The organism is Streptomyces sp. JLSY215 (genome assembly GCF_059682825.1).
This window is the reverse complement of sequence record NZ_CM185022.1, coordinates 6,451,841-6,471,406: the sequence shown is the minus strand read 5'-3', so window position 1 is coordinate 6,471,406 and position 19,566 is coordinate 6,451,841. Positions and strand designations below refer to the sequence as shown.

General features: G+C 73.0%; 16 protein-coding genes. 5 read left to right on the top strand and 11 right to left on the bottom strand.

What is annotated here, in order from left to right:
- Positions 1 to 201: 201 nt before the first annotated feature.
- The 5 genes from AC5677_RS28890 to AC5677_RS28870 all read right to left on the bottom strand — a co-directional run bounded on the left by AC5677_RS28890 (position 202) and on the right by AC5677_RS28870 (position 7,904).
- Positions 202 to 1,197, bottom strand: a complete 996-nt coding sequence (locus AC5677_RS28890) for a FadR/GntR family transcriptional regulator (protein ID WP_497190830.1) — start codon at positions 1,195 to 1,197, stop codon at positions 202 to 204.
- 120 nt (positions 1,198 to 1,317) lie between these two features.
- On the bottom strand, positions 1,318 to 3,309 hold the full coding sequence (locus AC5677_RS28885; protein ID WP_497190829.1) for an ABC transporter ATP-binding protein: 1,992 nt from the start codon (positions 3,307 to 3,309) through the stop codon (positions 1,318 to 1,320).
- Positions 3,310 to 3,458: 149 nt separating this feature from the next.
- Positions 3,459 to 4,223, bottom strand: coding sequence for an NUDIX hydrolase (locus tag AC5677_RS28880; RefSeq protein ID WP_497190828.1), 765 nt, complete (start codon positions 4,221 to 4,223; stop codon positions 3,459 to 3,461).
- Between the two features lie 49 nt (positions 4,224 to 4,272).
- Complete coding sequence (locus AC5677_RS28875) at positions 4,273 to 6,279, bottom strand: glycogen debranching N-terminal domain-containing protein (RefSeq protein ID WP_497196791.1); 2,007 nt, start codon at positions 6,277 to 6,279, stop codon at positions 4,273 to 4,275.
- Between the two features lie 215 nt (positions 6,280 to 6,494).
- Entirely contained in the window at positions 6,495 to 7,904 is a 1,410-nt protein-coding gene (locus tag AC5677_RS28870) for a DUF4192 domain-containing protein (RefSeq protein ID WP_497190827.1), read from the bottom strand.
- Positions 7,905 to 8,029: 125 nt separating this feature from the next.
- On the opposite strand from AC5677_RS28870, the gene AC5677_RS28865 reads away from it, so the two are divergent.
- Positions 8,030 to 10,195, top strand: coding sequence for a RecQ family ATP-dependent DNA helicase (locus AC5677_RS28865; RefSeq protein ID WP_497190826.1), 2,166 nt, complete (start codon positions 8,030 to 8,032; stop codon positions 10,193 to 10,195).
- 247 nt (positions 10,196 to 10,442) lie between these two features.
- A complete protein-coding gene (locus AC5677_RS28860; RefSeq protein ID WP_497190825.1) occupies positions 10,443 to 11,288 on the top strand; it encodes a hypothetical protein in 846 nt (281 codons plus the stop codon).
- A gap of 88 nt (positions 11,289 to 11,376) precedes the next feature.
- Here AC5677_RS28860 and AC5677_RS28855 read toward each other — a convergent pair whose 3' ends face one another.
- From AC5677_RS28855 to AC5677_RS28835, 5 genes are all read right to left on the bottom strand, one after another.
- Positions 11,377 to 12,018 (bottom strand): hypothetical protein, encoded by a 642-nt coding sequence (locus tag AC5677_RS28855; RefSeq protein WP_497190824.1) that lies wholly within the window; start codon positions 12,016 to 12,018, stop codon positions 11,377 to 11,379.
- Between the two features lie 66 nt (positions 12,019 to 12,084).
- Positions 12,085 to 12,786, bottom strand: coding sequence for a ribonuclease HII (gene rnhB / locus AC5677_RS28850; protein ID WP_497190823.1), 702 nt, complete (start codon positions 12,784 to 12,786; stop codon positions 12,085 to 12,087).
- A 189-nt stretch (positions 12,787 to 12,975) separates the two neighbouring features.
- A complete protein-coding gene (locus AC5677_RS28845; RefSeq protein WP_497190822.1) occupies positions 12,976 to 13,884 on the bottom strand; it encodes an ADP-ribosylglycohydrolase family protein in 909 nt (302 codons plus the stop codon).
- Positions 13,885 to 13,895: 11 nt separating this feature from the next.
- On the bottom strand, positions 13,896 to 14,555 hold the full coding sequence (locus AC5677_RS28840; protein ID WP_497190821.1) for a histidine phosphatase family protein: 660 nt from the start codon (positions 14,553 to 14,555) through the stop codon (positions 13,896 to 13,898).
- Positions 14,556 to 14,660: 105 nt separating this feature from the next.
- The gene (locus AC5677_RS28835) at positions 14,661 to 16,280 is read right to left on the bottom strand and encodes an ABC-F family ATP-binding cassette domain-containing protein (RefSeq protein WP_497190820.1); all 1,620 of its coding nucleotides are present in this window, start codon (positions 16,278 to 16,280) and stop codon (positions 14,661 to 14,663) included.
- A 66-nt stretch (positions 16,281 to 16,346) separates the two neighbouring features.
- On the opposite strand from AC5677_RS28835, the gene AC5677_RS28830 reads away from it, so the two are divergent.
- Positions 16,347 to 17,114 carry a TetR/AcrR family transcriptional regulator gene (locus AC5677_RS28830; RefSeq protein WP_497196790.1) on the top strand — a complete coding sequence of 256 codons (768 nt, stop codon included), beginning with the start codon at positions 16,347 to 16,349 and terminating at the stop codon, positions 17,112 to 17,114.
- Between the two features lie 6 nt (positions 17,115 to 17,120).
- On the opposite strand, the gene AC5677_RS28825 is transcribed toward AC5677_RS28830, so the two are convergent.
- Positions 17,121 to 17,726 (bottom strand): YdbC family protein, encoded by a 606-nt coding sequence (locus AC5677_RS28825; protein WP_497190819.1) that lies wholly within the window; start codon positions 17,724 to 17,726, stop codon positions 17,121 to 17,123.
- A gap of 353 nt (positions 17,727 to 18,079) precedes the next feature.
- On the opposite strand from AC5677_RS28825, the gene AC5677_RS28820 reads away from it, so the two are divergent.
- Complete coding sequence (locus AC5677_RS28820) at positions 18,080 to 18,667, top strand: TetR/AcrR family transcriptional regulator (protein WP_497190818.1); 588 nt, start codon at positions 18,080 to 18,082, stop codon at positions 18,665 to 18,667.
- Between the two features lie 184 nt (positions 18,668 to 18,851).
- A complete protein-coding gene (locus AC5677_RS28815) occupies positions 18,852 to 19,373 on the top strand; it encodes a TerD family protein (RefSeq protein ID WP_497190817.1) in 522 nt (173 codons plus the stop codon).
- Positions 19,374 to 19,566: the final 193 nt, after the last annotated feature.

Sequence of the window (19,566 nt, the reverse complement as noted above, 5' to 3'; positions counted from 1 at the left end):
GCCCGAGTCACACCCCATAACGACCCATTCCCGGTCATATGGCATGCAATCCTCCTAAGGTCCATCGTCGGACCCGGGCGACGCCCCGGATCCGACGATCTCGCGTGCCGTCGACGCGTACGGAGCACCCCGCCCGTAGGGGGCGCGGGGCCACCGGCCGCCGCGGCGCCTACGGTCCGTACGCATTCGAGTACGGGGTCCTCAGTGCTCGCGGGGCGCGGGGACGACGTGGTCGACGGGCGTCCCGGAGCCCTGGCCGGCGGCGTCGCCGTGGGCCGCGAGGAGCTGACGCATCGCGGACTCGGCCGCCGTGGCGTCGCCGGAGCCGATGGCGTCGACGATCCGCATGTGCTGGCCGACGGACGTCTCGATCGGGCGCTCGCAGCCGCCGGACGGACCGCCGGAGACATGCAGTGCGGAGCTGACGATCCCCGAGAGGTGCTCGAGCATCCGGTTGCCGGCGATCGACAGCAGCAAGGTGTGGAACTCGACGTCGGCGCGGCCGAAGGTCACGGTGTCGCCCTGGGCCGCGGAGTGGCCCATGATCTCGACCATGTCGGCGAGGCGCTGCTGGATGTCCTCGCGGGCGTGGCCGGCGGCGAGGCGGGCGGCGAGGGGCTCGATGGTCCAGCGCAGCTCGCACAGCTCGCGTCGCTGGTCGTCGCGCTGCGGCCCGTAGGCCCGCCACTCGATGATGTCGGGGTCGAGGAGGTTCCAGTCGCTGACCGGGCGGACCCGGGTGCCCACGTTGGGGCGGGCACTGACCAGGCCTTTGGCCTCGAGGACACGCAGCGACTCGCGGACGACGGTCCGCGAGACCTCGAAGCGCTGGCCGATCTCCTCGGGGACGAGCGGTCGATCGGCGCCGAGATCGCCAGAGACGATCATCTGTCCGAGCTGCTGGACGAGTTGGCCGTGCAGGCCGCGGCCACGGCTGCCGGCGGCGCGGCGGCCGACCCGGCCCATCTCTGCTTCGGAACCGTCCCAAACCGGCGAGACGCGCTCGGTGCGATCCACGCCTGCCGCGTTCACGGCGGCGTTGGCGCCGTTGGCGTAGGGGTAGCGGTCAAGCTCGCCCGGACCTGCGAGGCCGGTGTCGCCGGGGCGAGCCGCGGTCATCATGGTGTGCGCAAGGGTACTCACGCATCCTTTGTCGGCGACACCCTGAACACCCTTGAGGTCTTTGGTGAAAAGCACACGAAAGGGTGATCGCCCGTCATCTCTCAATTGACGCTTTATCGGAAAGAAATGCGCCGCCTGTGGCGAGTTGTGGACAGCGGCGCAACAACAGGGCCGTGAAACGGGCGTCATACGGCGTCACCGTGCCCATCCACGGAACATCGTGAGGGCATACGCGCAGACCAGCACGGTCAGCGACAACGCCATTGCGCTGCCTACGGGTTGGGTCGCGAGGCGCACGGCTACCGATACGGCCTGATCGATTCCGGACGGCCATCGATAGAGAGCCGACGACCCCAGTCGCCCCGGGAGTCCCACGAGTGAATGGGTGGCGGGCTCGGCGATCACGCGCTGCACGAGTGGCAGTACGACGACGGGTACGGCGAGCACGGCGGCCAACCCCATTGCGGTGGACCGGAATACGCCGGCGGCGAGCGCACCCGCCCAGGCGCAGCCGATCAGCAGGCCGATCCAACCGGCGGCGAAAACAGGCCATTCGGTGCTGCTGGTGACGGATTCCGGCCCGAACAGGTAGCGGGCACCGGCCTCGTCGACGGTGAGTACGCAGATGCCGAGGCCCAGCGCGGATGCACCACTGACAAGGAGTTTGGCGGTGAGCAGTCCGAGGCGGCGGGGGACGGTGCCGCGCTCGGGCGCGAGCGCCGGGTAGCGGAACTCCTGGCCGAAGCAGAGCGCTCCGAGGAGCCCCGCACCGAGTGCGGCCGGAGGGAAGGGGAGTTGACGGGGCCAGCCGGCGAGCACACGGGACGTCGGCGCTTCGCCGTGCCGGGCCAGCAGCAGTGCCAGGCCCAGGGATACGAGCAGCGACGCGAACGTCACGAACAGGCCGGTGCGGTCGCTGAACGTGCGGCGCAGCTCGTAGCGCAGCGGCCAGGCCGGGCCGGGCGCGGGCAGCCGGGGAATGGCGAGTTGCTCCACGACCGGCGCCGAGGAGCGTGCCGGGCGGGCGGCGGGGACGGTGGCGCCGATGATCGGGAGGGTCAGGGTGTCGGACACGGTGTCCGTGCCTTTGGGCGCGATGGCGGCGCGGGCGGCCTGGAGGACGCGGACCATCGGAGCGGGGGCGGGGGCGGGGGCGGAAGGGGAAGTGGGGACGGGGGTGGGGGCCGTGGCGGGCCCGGAAGGCGCGTCGTCCGGGGGCGATGTTGCGGGCGGGACGTCGGCGGTGGGACCGGGTGGGCGGCCGTCGGCGCGGTGCAGCGGGGTGACCGGGCTGGTGTCACCGACCTCGTCGGCGAGCTGGTGCACCAGGATGCCGTGGCGGAAGGCGGCCTCCCCCACCGCGGCGCAGCTGCTGCCGTAGACGGCGAGGCGGTTACCGCTCTCGCGCACCACCTCGATGGCGCGGCCGACCACGGGGTCCGCGGCGTGGTCTGCGCGCTGGGACTCGTCCACGAGGAGGGTGGCGAGACGGTCGGCGTGCGGGGAGCGGACGGCCACCCGTGGGCGCAGGCGGGTGCGGGCGAAGTCGACGGCTTCCTGATCGGCGACAAGTCGACCTTCTGCGAGGGTGACCACGCGGTCGGCGATCCGCGCGGCCTCCTTGGCGTCGCGGGAGGTGACGAGGACGGCGCCGCCCTGTGCGGCGTAGCTGCGGAGCATGCCGTGCAGCCATGCCGCCTCGCGCCGGGCGACTCCGTCGGCGGGTTCGTCGAGCACGAGGGTGTGGGGGTCGCCGATGAGTGCCGCGGCCAGTCCGAGCCGGCGGTCCATCCCGCGGGAGTACTCGCCCAGGCGCTGGTCGGCCAGGCCGCTGAGGCCGACGAGCTCCAGGACGTCGTCGGCGCGGGTGACCGGGACGCCGGCGGCGGCGGTGAGCATCCGCAGATGGGTGCGCGCCGTGCGGGAAGGGTCGGCGGGGGTGTCGCCGAGGAGGACACCGAGTTCGCGGGCGGGGTTGGGGATGCGGTGCACGGGGCGGCCGCGGAAAAGGGCGACGCCGCGGCCGCGTTCGAGTTGCAGCATCAGGCGCAGGGCGGTGGTCTTGCCCGCGGCCGCGCCGCCGAGGAGCACGGTGACCTTGCCGGGCCGCGCCTCGAAGCTCAGGTCGTTGATGGCGGGCGGGAGTTCGCCGCGGGGTGCGCTGGTCAGTCCGATGGCCTGGATCATCGCGTCCCTCGCGGGGCGTGAGACCGTGCGGCCGGCGCTGGGGATACGAGAGGGCTCACCCGGCCAAGGTAACGCGATATGTCCTATTTACTCGTAATTGCCGGGTTGTGATGTTCCGTCGTGTCCTGCCGGGTCACCGGGGTCCCGGTTCAGACCTCGGGGCGCAGCATCGGCGGGTTGAGCAGCGTGGCGCCGCCGGCCCTGAACAGCTGTGCCGGTCGGCCGCCCTGACGGGTCGTCGTGCCGCCGGTGGGCACCAGGAAGCCGGGCGTACCGGTCACCTTGCGATGGAAGTTACGGGGGTCCAGGGCGACGCCCCAGACCGCTTCGTAGACCCGTCGCAGCTCGCCGACGGTGAACTCGGGTGGGCAGAAGGCCGTGGCGAGGGAGGAGTATTCGATCTTCGAACGGGCACGCTCGACGCCGTCGTCGAGGATCTGGGCGTGGTCGAAGGCCAGCGGCGCCGCCAGCTCGCCGTCGCGACCGTGCGTGCCGTCCTGGTCGAGGAGGGTCTCGACCGGTGCCCAGCGCGCGCTGTGGGCGTCGCCGCCGGCGCGCGGGGCGGGCAGGTCGGGGGCGAGGACGAGATGGGCGACACTGACGACGCGCATACGGGGGTCGCGCTTGGGGTCGCCGTAGGTGGCGAGCTGTTCGAGGTGCGCGCCGTAGGCGGGCGGCGGACCCGTCGGGGACTGGGCGTGCAGGCCGGTCTCCTCGGCGAGCTCCCGGGCGGCCGCGGCCGCGAGGTCCTCATCGGCGCGGACGAACCCGCCGGGCAGGGCCCAGCGCCCCTGGAACGGCGGCTCACCACGGCGCACGGCCAGTGCGCACAGCGCATGGCGGCGCACGGTGAGCACGACCAGGTCGACGGTGACGGCGAAGGGCGGAAAGGCCGACGGGTCGTAGGGTGGCATGCCCGCGATCATAGTCGTCCGCTTGACGATAAACAGGTCTTGATGTTCCTCAGGACCCCAGCTGCAGACCGTCCGCCGCCGCCTCCACCATCCCCAGGCCGAGCCTGCTGATCCGTACGGCGAACGGCTGCTCCGCAACGCTCAGACCGGTGAACTGCATCGCGCCCAGCGGCGCGCTGCCGAGTGGACGGAGGGTCACCGTCCCGGCGGGCACGTCGGGGCGCAGGCCGGCGAGCGCGGTCAATATCTGCGCCGCACCCGCCGCCGCCACCGCCGCGGGACGGCAGGCCGCCGGGTGCGGGACGGGTGCGCCGTCGGCGGTGCGCTGCTCCCCCGCGTACATCTCCGGGAGGCGGTGCCCGAAGCTGTCCGCGGCGTCGAGGATGCCCCGTGCCAGCGCGCCGGCCGCCTTCTCGTGGCCGGCCGCGGCGAGTCCCGCGACGGCGATCGCGGTCTCGTGGACCCGGACCGCGCCGCTGCGGTGACCGAACGGGTTGTAGCCACTCTCCTTGGCCCCCAGGCCGCGCAGCCCCCAGCCCGTGTCCAGGGCGGGGCCGCCCAGGAGTCTGGCCAGTTGGTCGGTCTGGGCGGGGTCCAGCAGGCCCGGGGCGAGGGTGCCGGCGCCGAGCAGGCCGGTGTCGAGGAGGTGGGCCGCACTGGCGCCGAGATGCGGCAGCGGGCGGCCGTCGCCGGCCAGTAAGGCGGCGGGACGGCCGCCCGCCCGGTCCGCGATCCAGAAGTCCGTACGGAACCTGGTGCGCAGATCCGCGGCCCACTCCCGCAGCGCCGCCGCATCGGACGCACCACAGGCATCCAGGAGGTCGGCGCCCAGGAGCGCGGCGCGGTGGGCGTGGGCCTGGGTCTCGCTGCGGTACGGCCCGTCGGGCGCGGGGTCGGGGACGTAGCCGCCGCTCGCCGTGCCGGCCGCTTCGGATGCGGTGCGCAGCCATCGCAGACAGCGTTCCGCGGCGGGCAGCAGGCGTTCGGTCTCCTGGTCGGGCAGGCCCCAGCGGCGGGCCTCCGCGAGGACGGCGGGGAACAGGAGGGTGGCCTCGACTCCGGTGCAGCTCGGCGGTGCGTGCGGTCCGGCGTCGCGCAGGCCACCGGGGATTCGGCCGAAATCCGCCCCTGGCGTGGCTTGTTGAGTACGGGCGAGAGCCCGCAGCGTGCCCGCGGCGAGACGTGTGCCCAGGGGCAGCAGCATCCGCGCCGCCCACAGGGCCTCCGCCGGGGCGAGCCCGCACCGCCAGGGAAAGCCGCCTGCGACGTAGGTGTCCGCGGGCTGCGCGGGGTCGCGCATCAGCAGGCCGTACAGGTCGTCGAGACTGCCTGCCAGGAGGGCGTCGGCCCGGTGGTCGTCGCACTCCAGCTGCGCGGGCGACCAGGGGCGCGGTGGGCGGTCACCGCGTGGACGGGGAACGGGTATCCGTGCTTGCGGGCCGGTGACCTGGGCATCTCCCGGGCGCCGTCCGCCGGCCGGACGGCCGCCCAGGGGGACGCCGGCGTCGTGCTCGAGCCGGACGCGCAGCTCGATGGTGCAGTGGCCGCCGGGCGGCAGGTCCAGTTTCCAGCGCAGCAGGCCCGCGGACGCGATCGCATCCTGCGGCGCGGGCGTCGCGGAGACCACCGCGTATGCGCCGGGCCCGGACCAGCGGAGCCCTGATCCATGGACGGCGGCCCGCAGCCCGGGGCCGGGAAGCCCGGCGGCGACGGCGCCGAGCTCCGCGAGGTCGGTGCCCAGCCGGATCTCGACCGGGAGCCGGATGGGCCGGGTGGCGCTGCTGCGGAACGTGAGCTGTTCGGTGCCGTCGGCGGACCGCAGCCGCTCCATCCGGACCTCCGGGTCCGGGCCGCGCTCACCGGTTGTGCGGATCGTGCCGACGAACCGCGCGCGGTGCGCGGCGACCAATCTGCCCTGGACGACGAGTGGTTCGCCGCTCCCGGCCCGTACCTCGCAGCGGGAGAGGATCCGTATCCCGTCGCGGTAGTAGCCGTCCAGCCCCTGGCCGGTCAGTTGTCCCGAGGGGGACGAGACCGCGAGGCCCGGCAGGGCCACGCAGACCAGCGAGGAGTGGACGGGCTGCGGCTGAGGGACCCGGGGCGGCGCGGGGCGCCGTTCGCCGGGCGGCCGGCGGGCCGGCTGGGTGGTGGGGACGATGCCTGGCACGCTGTGCGCTCCCTGGTGGTTTCGGGGCTCCGTACGGCACCCGCCACTCTCGTGAACGGTTCGGCCGGCGCGCAGGTCACGCCGGCCTCCCGGCCTCGGCGGGGTCACCGCCGACTCCGGTCACCGTCCCGGCCCGCCCGGCGCGTGCGGCGTCCGTCGGCCGTCCGGCTGCCGGGGCGGGCGCCGCCGCGTGGCCCGACGGGGCGGTCGGCGCTTCCGGGGCGGGCCGGCTTCGGCCGCTTGCCGGGCCGCGGCGCCTCCTTGGCGGGCAGCGCCGGCCCGCTGGGGGAGAGTGCCGCTTGCTCCTTGCGCTGTTCGCGCAGACAGCGGCGCAGCGGCTCCGGGTCGAGGCCGTCGTTGATGGCGCGGTGCAGCAGATCGGCGAAGACGTAGCCGGGGTCGATGGCCAGGGCACGGCCCAGCGTCACCCGCGCCGAGGGGGCGTCCTCGGTGGCCCAGCAGATCCATCCGGCGAGCGTCAGCGGCGCCACGGCGTGCTCGAGAAAGCCGCCGGCACAGCGGCGGGCGAGGGCGCGCCAGAGCCGCAGAGCAGGCGCCGCGTGGGGGTCCTCCATCCACTCCGCGGCCCGGTCGCGCGTGATGCGGTCCTGGAGCCCGAGGATGAGCGCGGCAGCCTCGGCGTCGGTGATCAGGGCGTCGTCGCAGGCGTCCCTGGCCCGGTTGCTGCCCGCGGGCGTGTCCAGGCGGAAGCGGCGGATCATCGTCTCGGCCAGGTCGAGGGTCTCCCGGCGCACCGCCGCCGCGCCGTCCGGCCGGAGCATGCGCGGCAGAAGCTCGGCGGCCGCGACGTCGAGGGCCCTCTCCTGGTCGGCGCCCCGGGGCCCGGTGCGGGGCGCCAGCCGGGCCTCCATCTCCTTGAGCGAGCCGCGCACCTGCACACCCGCGTACGCGGCGGCCGCGGCCAGCACGGACGTGCCGGGCAGGGCAAGGGGCGTGCCGTCGGCGGGGCAGCAGCGGAAGTCCGGGCAGCAGTAGGACCAGTGACGGCCGTTGGAGATGCACAGGGCTTCGAGCACGGGTACGTCCAGCGCGCCGCAGGCGGTGCGCAGCAGCTGGGCGAGGGGGCGGAGCCGGTCCTTGACGTCCTTGCCGGTCTGGCCGGCGGCGGGCTCCTGGCAGACGTAGACGACGATGGCGGCGGGCCGCTCTGCGGGGTCCTGCGCGGCAGTGATCAAGCAGTCGGCGAGCTGGTCGGCGGCGTCCGGCCATTGTGCGGTGTCGGCCGGGATCCCGAGCCGGACCCGGCCGCCGAAGCGTCCTCGAGGGCCGTGCAGCGCGACGAGAACGATGCTGTCGTCGGGAAAGAAGCCCATGAGGTACGGGAGTGCGTCGGCGAGTTCGGCGGCGCTGCGCAAGGTGATCTGGGGCTCGGCGGGTCGGGAGGACGTCGGGGAAGGGCTCGGGGCGGGGTTCGGGGGGCGGGAGGTGTCGTCGGAGACGTGCGGGGTGTCGTCGGGAGAGTTGGGCTCGATCGGTTCGCTGTGCTCGGTCATGGCTCGAAGATCGCGCGGTCGGCCGCCGTTCCGCGACCCCTGTGGATAACTCTCGGGTGACGCGGTTTTCCACAGGTTCGGGCGGGGGTTCGCGCGTTGTCAGTGGCATCGGGTTGCATGGGGGCATGAGCAATGAAGACCTGCGTGCCTCGGCCGATGCCGTCCTGACCCGACTCGTCGGGGATCCCGGCGGCGAGGCCCGGCTGCGCGAGGATCAGTGGAGGGCGATCGAGGCGCTGGTCGCCGACCACCGCCGGGCCCTGGTCGTACAGCGCACGGGCTGGGGCAAGTCCGCGGTCTATTTCGTGGCGACGGCGCTGCTGCGGGCGCGCGGCAGCGGGCCGACGGTGATCGTCTCGCCGCTGCTCGCGCTGATGCGCAACCAGGTCGAGGCGGCCGCGCGGGCCGGGATCCGCGCGCGCACGATCAACTCCTCCAACACCGAGGAGTGGGAGAACGTACAGGCGGAGGTGGCGGCCGGCGAGGTCGACGTCCTGCTGGTGAGCCCCGAGCGGCTCAACAACCCCGATTTCCGCGATCAGGTGCTGCCCAAGCTCGCCGCAGCCACCGGTCTGCTGGTCGTCGACGAGGCACACTGCATCTCCGACTGGGGCCACGACTTCCGGCCGGACTACCGCAGGCTGCGCACGATGCTCGCCGACCTCCCGCCCGGTGTGCCGGTGCTCGCCACGACCGCGACCGCCAACGCCCGGGTGACGGCCGATGTCGCCGAACAGCTGGGGACGGGCGAGGGCACGGCGGAGGCGCTGGTGCTCCGTGGTCCGCTGGACCGGGAGAGCCTGAGCCTGGGTGTGCTGCCGCTGCCGGACGCCGCGCACCGCCTCGCGTGGCTGGCGGACCATCTGGACGAGCTGCCGGGCTCGGGAATCATCTACACGCTCACCGTCGCCGCCGCCGAGGAGGTCACGGCGTTCCTGCGGCACCGGGGGCATGTGGTCGCCGCGTACACCGGCAAGACGGAGAACGCCGAACGGCAGCAGGCCGAGGACGATCTGCTCGCCAACCGGGTCAAGGCGCTGGTGGCGACGTCCGCGCTGGGCATGGGTTTCGACAAGCCCGACCTGGGGTTCGTGGTGCACCTGGGCTCGCCGTCGTCCCCGATCGCGTACTACCAGCAGGTGGGGCGCGCCGGCCGAGGTGTGCAGCATGCCGAGGTGCTGCTGTTGCCGGGCCGCGAGGACGAGGCGATCTGGAAGTACTTCGCGTCGCTGGCGTTTCCGCCCGAGGAGCAGGTGCGCCAGACGCTGGACGTCCTGGCGGCGGCCGGCCGGCCGGTGTCGCTGCCGGCGCTGGAGCCGCAGGTCGAACTGCGCCGGTCGCGTCTGGAGATCATGCTCAAGGTGCTCGATGTGGACGGCGCCGTGCACCGCGTCAAGGGTGGTTGGACGGCCACCGGCCGCCCGTGGTCGTACGACGCGGAGCGCTATGCGTGGGTGACCCGTCAGCGCGCGGCGGAGCAGCAGGCGATGCGGGACTACGCCACCACGACGGGCTGCCGGATGGAGTTTCTGCGGCGGCAGTTGGACGACGAGGAGGCGGTGGCGTGCGGCCGCTGTGACAACTGCGCCGGTGCCAGGTTCGCCACCGAGGTGTCCCCCGCGTCGCTGGACGCGGCCCGGGGTGAGCTGGGGCGTCCGGGTGTGGAGGTGGAGCCGCGGCGGATGTGGCCGACGGGGCTCGGGGCCATCGGCGTCGACCTCAAGGGACGCATTCCGGCGGGTGAGCTGGCCGCCACCGGGCGGGCCCTGGGCAGGCTGTCCGACATCGGGTGGGGCAACCGCCTGCGGCCGATGCTGGCACCGCAGGCGCCGGACGGTCCGGTTCCGGACGATGTGGCAGCCGCCGTGGTCACGGTCCTGGCCGACTGGGCCAAGGGGTCGGGGGGTTGGGCCTCCGGAGCGGACGATGCGCCGGCCCGCCCGGTGGGCGTTGTCTGCCTCTCCTCACGCACCCGCCCGCAGCTGATCCATTCGCTGGCCGAGCGGATCGCCGCGGTGGGCAGGATGCCGTTCCTCGGGACGGTGACATCGGTGGACGACGGAGCGGACGGCAGGATTCCGCGCAGTAACAGCGCCCAGCGGCTGCGCGCCCTGCACGGTTCGCTGACCGTGCCGCCGGAGCTGGCGCAGGCGCTGGCGTCGGCGGGTGGCCCGGTGCTGCTGGTGGACGACTTTTCGGACACCGGCTGGACCCTGGCGGTGGCCGCCCGTCTGCTGCGCGGGGCGGGGGCCGAAGGAGTGTTTCCGCTGGTCCTTGCCGTACAGGGATAGCCGTTTCGGGAGAGGGGAAGAGGCTGCCGGGCTTCACGGGCCGGTGCGGCGGGCAGGGATATTGACGGCGCACCGGTCGATTCCGGATCGCGCGAGAAATTGCTCGTTGCCGCATGCGTGTACGACAGGAAGAATTGGAGCTGCTTCCCCGTACCGGCCCGCGTCCGCGGCCAGGCAGGGTCATGCCGTGGTGCGCTCGCGCCCGGCCGGCGCCCGCTGCGTGGACGCGTAGACGAAGGGAGGATCCGTGACCTTCGGTTTCGCCCCGCCCGCGAATGTGTCCCGGCCCGTGTCCGCCGACTCCACCGCCAGGCTGGGCCGGATGCTGGAGCCCTCCGAGTGGGCCTCGGCCGGTATTCCGCTGCTGCGCAATCCCCGTGAGATCGTCACCGGCCTGCACGACCGTCATCGCCCGGGGCCTGCGACGGCCATCGTGGCGGTGCTCGATCCGCTGGAGCGGGTGGCCGCCAGCGCCTCGTTCACGGAGCCCGCGGCGCTGCCCGACGGCTGGGAGTTCCGCAATGTGCTGCTGGCGCATCTGCGCCGGGTCATCCCGCACGATCTGCGGCTGCGCACTCCGGTCCGGACGGCCGTGTTGCTCTACTGCCGTGAGGGCGAGCCCCGTTGGACGGAGGCGGACGGGGCGTGGATGTGGGGGCTGCGGGATGCCTGCACCCTGCACGGGCTGCGGTGCGGGGCGTACATCACGCTGACCCCGGACCGCTGGCAGGTGCTCGGTGAGGATCGCGGCGGGCGGCCGCCCAGACCGTCCCGGCGGACCGAGGCGGTGTCCAGCGGCACCGGAGCGGTGTCCCGGGGGACCGTCCCGGCGGACCTGCCGGCCGAAGCGGTGTCCGGCCGTACCGAAGCGGATTCCCGCCGTACGGAGCCGTCGCGGGCCCGAGCGCCGCGCGCGATGTCGCCGCGGACGGCCGCCTCGGATGCGGTGGTGCCGCGCATGCCCTCGCCGCGTACGCCCCCGACGGAGCCCTTGGCCGCGGCCGAGCCGCCCACGCGGAGCGGAATACCGGCGGCACCCCGGCGTTCCGGAGGCGGGGCGCGGGCGGTGCAGCGGCACACCGCGGCCCGCTGAGCCCAGGCGGGCGGCTCCGGGAGCGCCCCGGAAACGCAAGCAAGCCCGACCGACCGGATGGCCGACGGGCTGCTTCGTGCGGGGGCTGCTACGCGTTCGCGCCGAGGATGCTGTTGATCCGCTGCGGGTCACCGCAGACGACCAGCAGAGTTCCGGCACGGGTCATCGCCGAGGGCAGCGCCCGCGCGGTGACCCCGTCCGTGCCGCCGTTGACGGCGACGACCACGACGGGGCGCCCGGTGACGCGCTCGGCGGCGGCGTCCGCGTAGAACACATCGTCTGCGGCGTCCTGTTGGGCCCAGTAGGACGCCTCGCCGAAGGACAGCTCATGGGCGGCCCACGGGTGGTTTCCCCCCGTGGTCAGCACCAGGATCTCGGACGGCGCGCGCCCGGAGTCCAGCAGCAGATCAACGGCTTCGTCGGCGGCGTCGATGGCGCCGTCGGCGGGTGCCGGGATCAGCTGGAGCTGTGCTCCTGTGGCGGCTGGGGCCGGGGGCTGCGGGGAGCTGGTGCGCTGCGCCGGCGGAGCGGCGACAGGCCCACGCGCCGGGGCAGGGGGTCCGGGCTTGCCCGGACGAACGCTGGACGCCGGGGCGCCACGCGGAGGCGCGGGGCGGGGACCGGGGCCAGGGACGGGACGGGGGGTCGGCGCGGTGCGGCCGGCGGCCGGAGTTGCGCGGGGACCCGGGACACTCTCGTGAATCTGAGGCTCCTCGGGGATGAGAGGCATAAAGGGATGTCTATCAAACGTAAGTGCGGGACGCGTCATCGGGTACCGATTTGACGTCCGTACCGCTCAGAAGTCGAAGCCGAGTTGGCCACCGGCCTCCAGAGCGGCTGCTTCGGGGGTGACGCGCACCTTCTTCAGATGCCGCCACCGGGGCAGGGCATCCATGTAGGACCACGACACCCGGTGGTGCGGCGTAGGACCGTACTCCTCCAGGGCGATGCGATGGGTCGGGGAGGGGTAGCCGGCGTTGGCCGCAAAGTCGAAGTCGGTGTATTCCAGGCCCAGTTCGGCCATCATCGCGTCGCGTCGCACCTTTGCGATCACGGACGCGGCGGCAACCGCGACACAGGACTGGTCCCCCTTGATGACCGTGCGGACCCGCCACGGCGCGCCCAGATAGTCGTGCTTGCCGTCGAGGATGACCGCGTCCGGACGGACCGGCAGCGCCTCCAGGGCGCGTACGGCCGCGAGCCGCAGTGCCGCGGTCATGCCCAGCTCGTCGATCTCTTCCGGTGACGAGTGCCCCAGGGCGTAGGCCGTGACCCAGTCGCCGAGTACCTCGCAGAGTTCGGTGCGGCGCTTGGCGGTCAGCAGCTTGGAATCGGTGAGTCCGGCGGGCGGCCGACGCAGACCTGTGACGGCTGCGCAGACGCTGACCGGGCCGGCCCAGGCTCCGCGCCCGACCTCGTCGACACCTGCAACGATCTTGGCGCCCGTCGTGGCGCGTAGTGATCGCTCGACGGTATGGGTGGGGGGCTCGTACGGCATGGCGCCAGCCAGGTTACGCCTATTCGGCCCAGCCGTCCGCATCGGATCGGCATCGGATACGGAACCGATGCCGCCGGGGTACGGAACGGGCTCCGCACTGCCCGGTGCTCCGCCGCGCACACGGGGCCGGGCGGGGGTGAAGTCGCCGTCCAGCGCGTCGCGTTGCCGGGCGCGCGGGGCGGGCGGCGGTCAGTCGGCGAGCGCAGGCGCCCAGGCCGGGAGGGGTTCGGTGCCGTCCAGCCAGGCCTGGGGCGGGGCGCCGGCGGGGCTCGCCGCGACGATGCCGCCGACGATGGCGCAGGTGGTGTCCACATCGCCGCCCGCCTGGACGGTGGCCCAGAAGGCCTGCTCGTAGTCGCCGAGGTGGCGGGCCGCGGCCCAGAGGGTGAAGGGGACGGTGTCGTGGGCGCTGGTGCGCCGGCCGCAGCCGAGGACGGCGGCGACGGTGCCGGAGTCGGCGTAGTCGAGCATGTCCCGGGCCCGGCGCAGTCCCGCCTGTACGGCGCTGCGCGGGATCAGCGCCAGGACGCCGTCGAGCAGGTCCTGGGGGCCGAGGGCACGCGAGGGGTCGGCCACCAGAGCGGCCGCGGCGGCCACGGCCATCGCGCCGACCACGGCCTCGCGGTGCTGGTGCGTGGGGTAGGCGGAGATCTCCGCCTGGTGGGTGGCCTGCTCGGGGTCGTCGGCGTACCAGGCGCCGAGGGGGGCGATGCGCATGGCGGCGCCGTTGCCCCAGGAGCCCTGGCCGTTGAAGAGCGCGGAGGACAGTTCGCGCCAGTCGCCGCCCTCACGGATCAGCCGGAGAAGGCGGTTGACGGCCGGGCCGTAGCCGCGGTCGAAATCGTGGTGATCGGCGAAGGAACGGGCGAGCGCGTCCTGGTCGATACGGAAGTGGCTGGTCAGCACCGCCAGAATGGAACATGCCATCTCGGTGTCGTCGGTCCACTGCCAGGGGGACGGGGGCAGCTCCCGGCGCTTGAGGGCGGGGTAATGGGCGGGGACGAAGAACTGCGATCCGAGGGCATCGCCCACGGCCAGCCCGCGCAGGCTGGCCAGCGCCCGCTCCCAGCGGTCTGCGTCACGGTGGTCGGCGGTCATCGGTGTGCACTCTAACCGGTGGCGCCATAAGGCTCGGGTTTGCACCAGCGCTCAAACGGCCGATCGAGCGAGTAGCGTCCGTCGGGGCCGAGGAGCAGGGCGCGCCACTCCGCATTGCCCGGATTGGACAGCGACTCGAAGTCCGCCACCGTCCAGTGGAACCAGCGCATACAGAACAGCCGCATGGTGAGGCCGTGCGTGACGATCAGGACGTTCGGCGGGTGGTGCGGGTCCTCGAAGCTGCGCCACAGGCTCTCGAGGAACGCCCCGACCCGGTCGTAGACGTCCGCGCCGGACTCGCCCTGGGCGAAACGGTAGAAGAAGTGGCCGTAGGCGTCGCGGTAGGCCTTCTGGCGGCGTACGTCGTCGCGGTCCTGCCAGTTCCCCCAGTCCTGTTCGCGCAGCCTCGGCTCCTCCCGGACCCGGACCTTGGCCGGGTCCAGGCCCAGCTCCTGGAAGGTCTGGTGGGTGCGGCGGTAGGGCGAGACATAGGCGGAGATCCGTTCGCCGCCGAACATCTCGCGCAGTCGGCCGCCCGCTTCCTCGGCCTGCCGCCGGCCCACCTTGGTGAGGTGCAACGCATGGTCGGGCGCCCGCTCGTACACGGTGTCGTCGACGTTCCCCTCCGACTCTCCGTGGCGGATGAGGACGATGCGTCGGGGCCGGGCCATGCGGCCAGCCTAAAACGGCTGCTCTGTACATGCCGCATACCGCATGCCGCATGCCGCATGCCGCTACGGTCGCGGCCGTGCCACCCGCCGGGCAGGGCCGGGCGGTCAGCAGGCGGCGAGGGCAGGCCGGCCGTCGCGTATCTCGTAGGGACGGCCGCCGAAGCGGCTGCGCAGCAGGCGGTCGTGGGAGACGACGACCAGGGCGCCGGGCCATTGCGTCAGGGCCTGCTCCAGTTCTTCGACCAGGCCGAGGGCGAGGTGGTTGGTGGGTTCGTCGAGCAGCAGCAGGTCCGCCGGGCGGGCCAGCAGCCGGGCCAGGGCCAGCCGGCGCCGCTGGCCGGCCGAGAGCGCTCCGACGGGCACCCGCAGATCGCGCTCACGGAAGAGCCCGAAGGACAGCAGGAGGGCGGACAACTCGTCGGCATCCACCGCCAGGCCCCGGCCGAAGGCGGCCAGCAGTGGCTCGGCGGGGTGGGAGACCGGTATCTCCTGGGCCAGGTAGCCGATCCGCCCGCGGCGGTGGACGGTGCCGCTGTCCGGTGCGGTGACACCCGCCAGGACCCGCAGCAGGGTGGTCTTGCCCGCGCCGTTGGCGCCGTGGACCAGCAGTCGTTCACCGGCGGACACGGAGAAGGAATCCACCGCCAGCCGGGATCCCACCCGCACTCCGTCGAGGGCGACGAGGGTGCCCGCCGTCTCGCCGACGTCCGGTGCCGCCCGGAAGCGGAGCGGATCCGGCGGCCTGGGGACCGGCGCCTCGTGCAGCCGGCGGAGCCGTTCGCGGGCGTTGCGCACTCTGCTGGACACGGACGCCTGGACGCGGCCCTTGTCCCGCTCGTAGGCCATCTTGTTGCCGTCCTTGATGGCTCGGCCCTGGGCGACGTCGTGTGCCGTACCCGCCGCGAAGTCGCTGAGCTGCGCTATCTGCTCGCACCAGTCGGCGTGGGCCTGTTCCCAGCGGCGGCGGGCGGCGGCCTTGGCGGCGACGAAGTTGCCGTATCCGTCGCCGTAGCGGACGAGGGTCCGCCGGTCGCCGTCCACCTCGACGATCGCGGTGGCGATCCGCTGGAGGAAGAGCCGGTCGTGGGAGACCGTGAGGACGGTGCCGCGGTGGGCGAGCAGAGCGCCTTCGAGCCACTCGAGGGCGGCGGTGTCGAGGTGGTTGGTCGGCTCGTCGAGGAGCATGACCTCGGGCGACGCGGCGATCAGGCAGGCGAGCCCGAGCCGGGCCTGTTCGCCTCCCGAGAGGCTGCCGAGCACCCGACCGTGGTCCAGTCGCGCCAGGCCCAGACCGTGCAGCGCCTTGTCGACACGGGCGTCGGCTTCGTAACCGCCGCGCAGGGCGAACTGCGTGAGCAGATCGCCGTACTCGGCGAGCCGCCCGGCCGAGGCTTCGCCGAGCTCCCGCTCCATCGATCGCAGCCGGTTTTCCATGTCTCTGAGGTCTGCCAGGGCGGCGTCGATCGCGTCCTGCACGGTGTGGTGCGGCGGAAGGCCGGGAGTCTGGGCGAGGTAGCCGACGCCGCCGTCCGCGCTGAGCACGACCTGGCCGTCGTCGGGCCGCTCGGCGCCCGCGATGATGCGGAGCAGGGTCGACTTTCCGGCGCCGTTCTCCCCCACGATCCCGATGCGTTCGCCGGGCCTTATCGACAGGGAGACCGCGTCGAGCAGCGGCCGGTCGGCGTGGGTCTTGGTGACATCGCGTAACGAGATCTGAGTGGGCAAACAAGCCTCCGGGGATCGGGACAGGCATCGACAAGCAAATGCAACTCTCGTTGCATTACGATGATGATGACACACGCCCCCGCGCTAACGCAACAGGAGTTGCAATTGACTGACGAAAGTGACGACGCGACAACGGACGCCCGCCGTCCCGGCACACAGCGCCCCGGCGGCCGCACCGCCCGCACCCGGGCCGCGGTGCGCGACGCCGTACTGGCCGGGCTCATCCGGCACGGATATCCGGGCCTGACCGTCGAATACGTCGCCGAGCACTCCGGGGTGCACAAGACGACGCTCTACCGCCGCTGGGGGGACCTCGAGGGGCTGGTGGCCGATGCGCTGGACCTGGCGGGCGAGGACAGCTGGGCACCGCCGGACACCGGGTCCCTGGAGGGCGATCTGCGCGCCCTCGCCCGCGAGGTCGTCGAGTCCTTCACCGACCCGGCGGTGGCCGCTTCCGGCTCCGCCTTGATCGCGGCCGGGTTCCAGTCCGAGCGGGCCGCACAGGCCCTGCGCGCCTATTACACCGAGCGGTTCCGGCGCTGCGAGGCGATCGTGGAACGCGCCATGGTACGCGGGGAGGCACCGTCCCCGGCGGGCTCCGGATCGCACGAGGAGGCCACGGGCACCGGATCGCACGAGGAGGCCGCGGTCGACGCCGGCGCGCTGGTCCGGGCCGTCACCGCGCCGCTCTTCCTGCGGCTGTTCATCACCCGCGAGCCGGTCGACGAGGCCCTCGCCGATCAGTCGGCCGCGGCGGCGCTGGCGGCGGCCCGAGCCGGGGCCTTCACCGTGGGCGGCACCGCCGGATCCCCCGCCCCCGGTGCCGTTTCCTGACGCGCCTCACACCGTCCACGACGGTTCGAGCTGCACCACATCACCGGCGATGGCCTGGACATCGGCGGCTATCTGGGCCCGCAGCGCCAGCCGCTCGACGCGTTCGGGCCGGTACTTGCCCCGCTCGGCCGCCGACTGCCACAGCGACACCACCAGGAACTCCTCCCCCGGAGCCCGCCCCAGCATTCCCCTCAGCATGCCCGGCGAGCCCGCCATCGCCGGGTTCCAGACCTTCTCCTGCATCAGCATGAAGTGATCGACCCGGTCCTGGCGCACCTGGCAGTGCGCCAGCCGGAGCACGTCCGCGTCGCCGAACGTCGGCCGGAAGCCCACCTTCACATCGAATTCGTGCTCAAAAAGCCGCACTTGCTGGTCTTTGTAGGTGCCTACCTGGGCGGCCGCCAGCCGGTCGTGCGAGCGGGCCATGAAGGAGTCGTAGAACGCCCGGCTCTCCCAGAAGGCCACCAGATGCGCGACGCCCGGCCGGCTGCGGCTCCACCCCCCGCCCTGCCCCCGAAACCCCGGCTCACCCAGCAGCCCCGCCCATTTCCGCTGCCCCCGCTCGAACCCTCGACGGTCCACAACGGTGAGGCGAATCCACTTGACCAGCACCGCGCCATCGTACGGCCCCAGGCGCCCCCGACATCACGACGCGTAACAGGGCAACCACCACGAACTCCCCTACGGGCGCCGGGCCATGGCCACCAGCACCCACAGGAACCGTGCCACCACCCCGCCCCCCTCCAGGTGCCGGCCTTCCCGGCAGGAGCGCCCGATCCGCTGCGCGCCCCACGGGAGGCCGTTCACCACCCGGTCGGCCACTCCCCCGGGTCCGGCTCGGTCATCGCCCTCGCGATACCGCGATGACCGCAGTCCTCGCAGGTCCGCAGCCTGGACACGGCCCCGTACCCTCATGACCGATACACCCGCGATACACCCGCATCGCACGAACCGGAGAGCGCGGCATGCCCAAGCAGGTGGACCACGAGAGCCGACGCCGCCAGATCGCCGAGGCCGTCTGCCGCCTCGCCGACGAGAGCGGCCTGGAAGGCGTCACGCTCCGCGATGTGGCGGCCCGCGCCCGGGTGTCCATGGGGGCCGTGCAGCGGTGCTTCGGCACCAAGGAGGAGATGCTGGTCTTCGCCCTCACCCACATCGGCGAGCGGGTCTCGGCGCGGGTGGCAGCCCGCACCATGGCATCGCCCGCCCAGTCGGCCCGTACGACCCTGGGGCACGCCGCGACCGAGGTCTCGCTGCTCCAGGAGGAACACCGCGCCGAGGCCCGGGTCTGGCTGGCGTTCGTGGCCCAGGCCGCGGTCAGCCCGTCCCTGGCCGAGACTCTTCGCACCCACTACACGGGCCTGCAGCGCCTCTTCGCCCGGCTCATCGCCGAGGGCACCGAGTCCGCCGACCCGGAGCGGGCGGCCCGCACCCTCCTCGCGCTCGCCGACGGGCTCACCACGCATGTCCTGATCGGGCACCTCACCCCGGCCGCCGCGGTGGACATCCTCGGCGGCCACCTCAGGAGCCTCTGGGAACCGGCCGCCATCTAACGGAGCCGGACGGCACATTCAAGCCATCCCTCGCCCCAACCGGAGCCCGCCGGGCCGCACTTCGGCCCGGCCGAGGGATGCCCGGCGTGGCACGATGGTCGACCAAGGGGAAGTCTCGGGGAGTTGTCCGCACCATGACGTGGGCGAGCCGCGGGCTCGAAGCATGCGAAGAAGGGGAAGCCCGGTGAGCAATCTCAACAAAGGGATAGAGAAGGCCGAGGTAACGCTCAAATGGGACCCCAGCCCCATCGGCACTCCGGACAATGACCTCGACTTCATCGCGGCGACGTACACCGGGGACGCACCGCACGGCGAACCGGCCTATCTGGTGCACTTCGGCAGCAGGTCGCCCGACGGCACCATCATCCTCAACCGCGACAGCCGGACCGGTAAGGGATTCGGCGCCGACGAGGTCATGACGCTGGAATTCAACCGGCTGTCCGAGACGTATACGCGCGTCATCGTCGGGGTCGCCATCCAGCAGGGCGAGGGCCGGAAGGTGTTCGGCGACGTGGCGAACACCGAGGTACTGATCCGCGAGGGCCACACCGACCTTGCGGAGAACGACTTCGCCGATGTCGCGGAGGCCACCGCGGCCACCGTCGCCGAATTCACCCGGGACCAGTCGGGCGAATGGCGGTTCCGCGCCGTACTCCGCGGATTCGATGCGGATCCCAACGAGTTCGCCAGGCTGATGGGCGCCTGACGGATATCAACGGGCGGACGCCCACCGTCGACAGGAGCCGGTGAGCCGGTCCGGAGCCGGGCGCTGCGCGCGATAAAAGGCGGCCGAAGCGATTCTCAGGACCCTCGCACGGTCCGCCGGACCACCCATCGACCGCCGACCGGAAATTCGCGGCGCCCACCCACACCGATAAGACGAAGGCGGTGGCCGGGGA

Bases quoted from the DNA above. Each gene is read 5' to 3' on its own strand.
- AC5677_RS28885 (WP_497190829.1), bottom strand. From the start codon at position 3,309: ATGATCCAGGCCATCGGACTGACCAGCGCACCCCGCGGCGAACTCCCG.
- AC5677_RS28820 (WP_497190818.1), top strand. From the start codon at position 18,080: ATGCCCAAGCAGGTGGACCACGAGAGCCGACGCCGCCAGATCGCCGAG.
- AC5677_RS28840 (WP_497190821.1), bottom strand. From the start codon at position 14,555: ATGGCCCGGCCCCGACGCATCGTCCTCATCCGCCACGGAGAGTCGGAG.
- AC5677_RS28830 (WP_497196790.1), top strand. From the start codon at position 16,347: ATGACACACGCCCCCGCGCTAACGCAACAGGAGTTGCAATTGACTGAC.
- rnhB (WP_497190823.1), bottom strand. From the start codon at position 12,786: ATGCCGTACGAGCCCCCCACCCATACCGTCGAGCGATCACTACGCGCC.
- AC5677_RS28870 (WP_497190827.1), bottom strand. From the start codon at position 7,904: ATGACCGAGCACAGCGAACCGATCGAGCCCAACTCTCCCGACGACACC.
- AC5677_RS28855 (WP_497190824.1), bottom strand. From the start codon at position 12,018: ATGCCTCTCATCCCCGAGGAGCCTCAGATTCACGAGAGTGTCCCGGGT.
- AC5677_RS28845 (WP_497190822.1), bottom strand. From the start codon at position 13,884: ATGACCGCCGACCACCGTGACGCAGACCGCTGGGAGCGGGCGCTGGCC.
- AC5677_RS28880 (WP_497190828.1), bottom strand. From the start codon at position 4,223: ATGCCACCCTACGACCCGTCGGCCTTTCCGCCCTTCGCCGTCACCGTC.
- AC5677_RS28865 (WP_497190826.1), top strand. From the start codon at position 8,030: ATGAGCAATGAAGACCTGCGTGCCTCGGCCGATGCCGTCCTGACCCGA.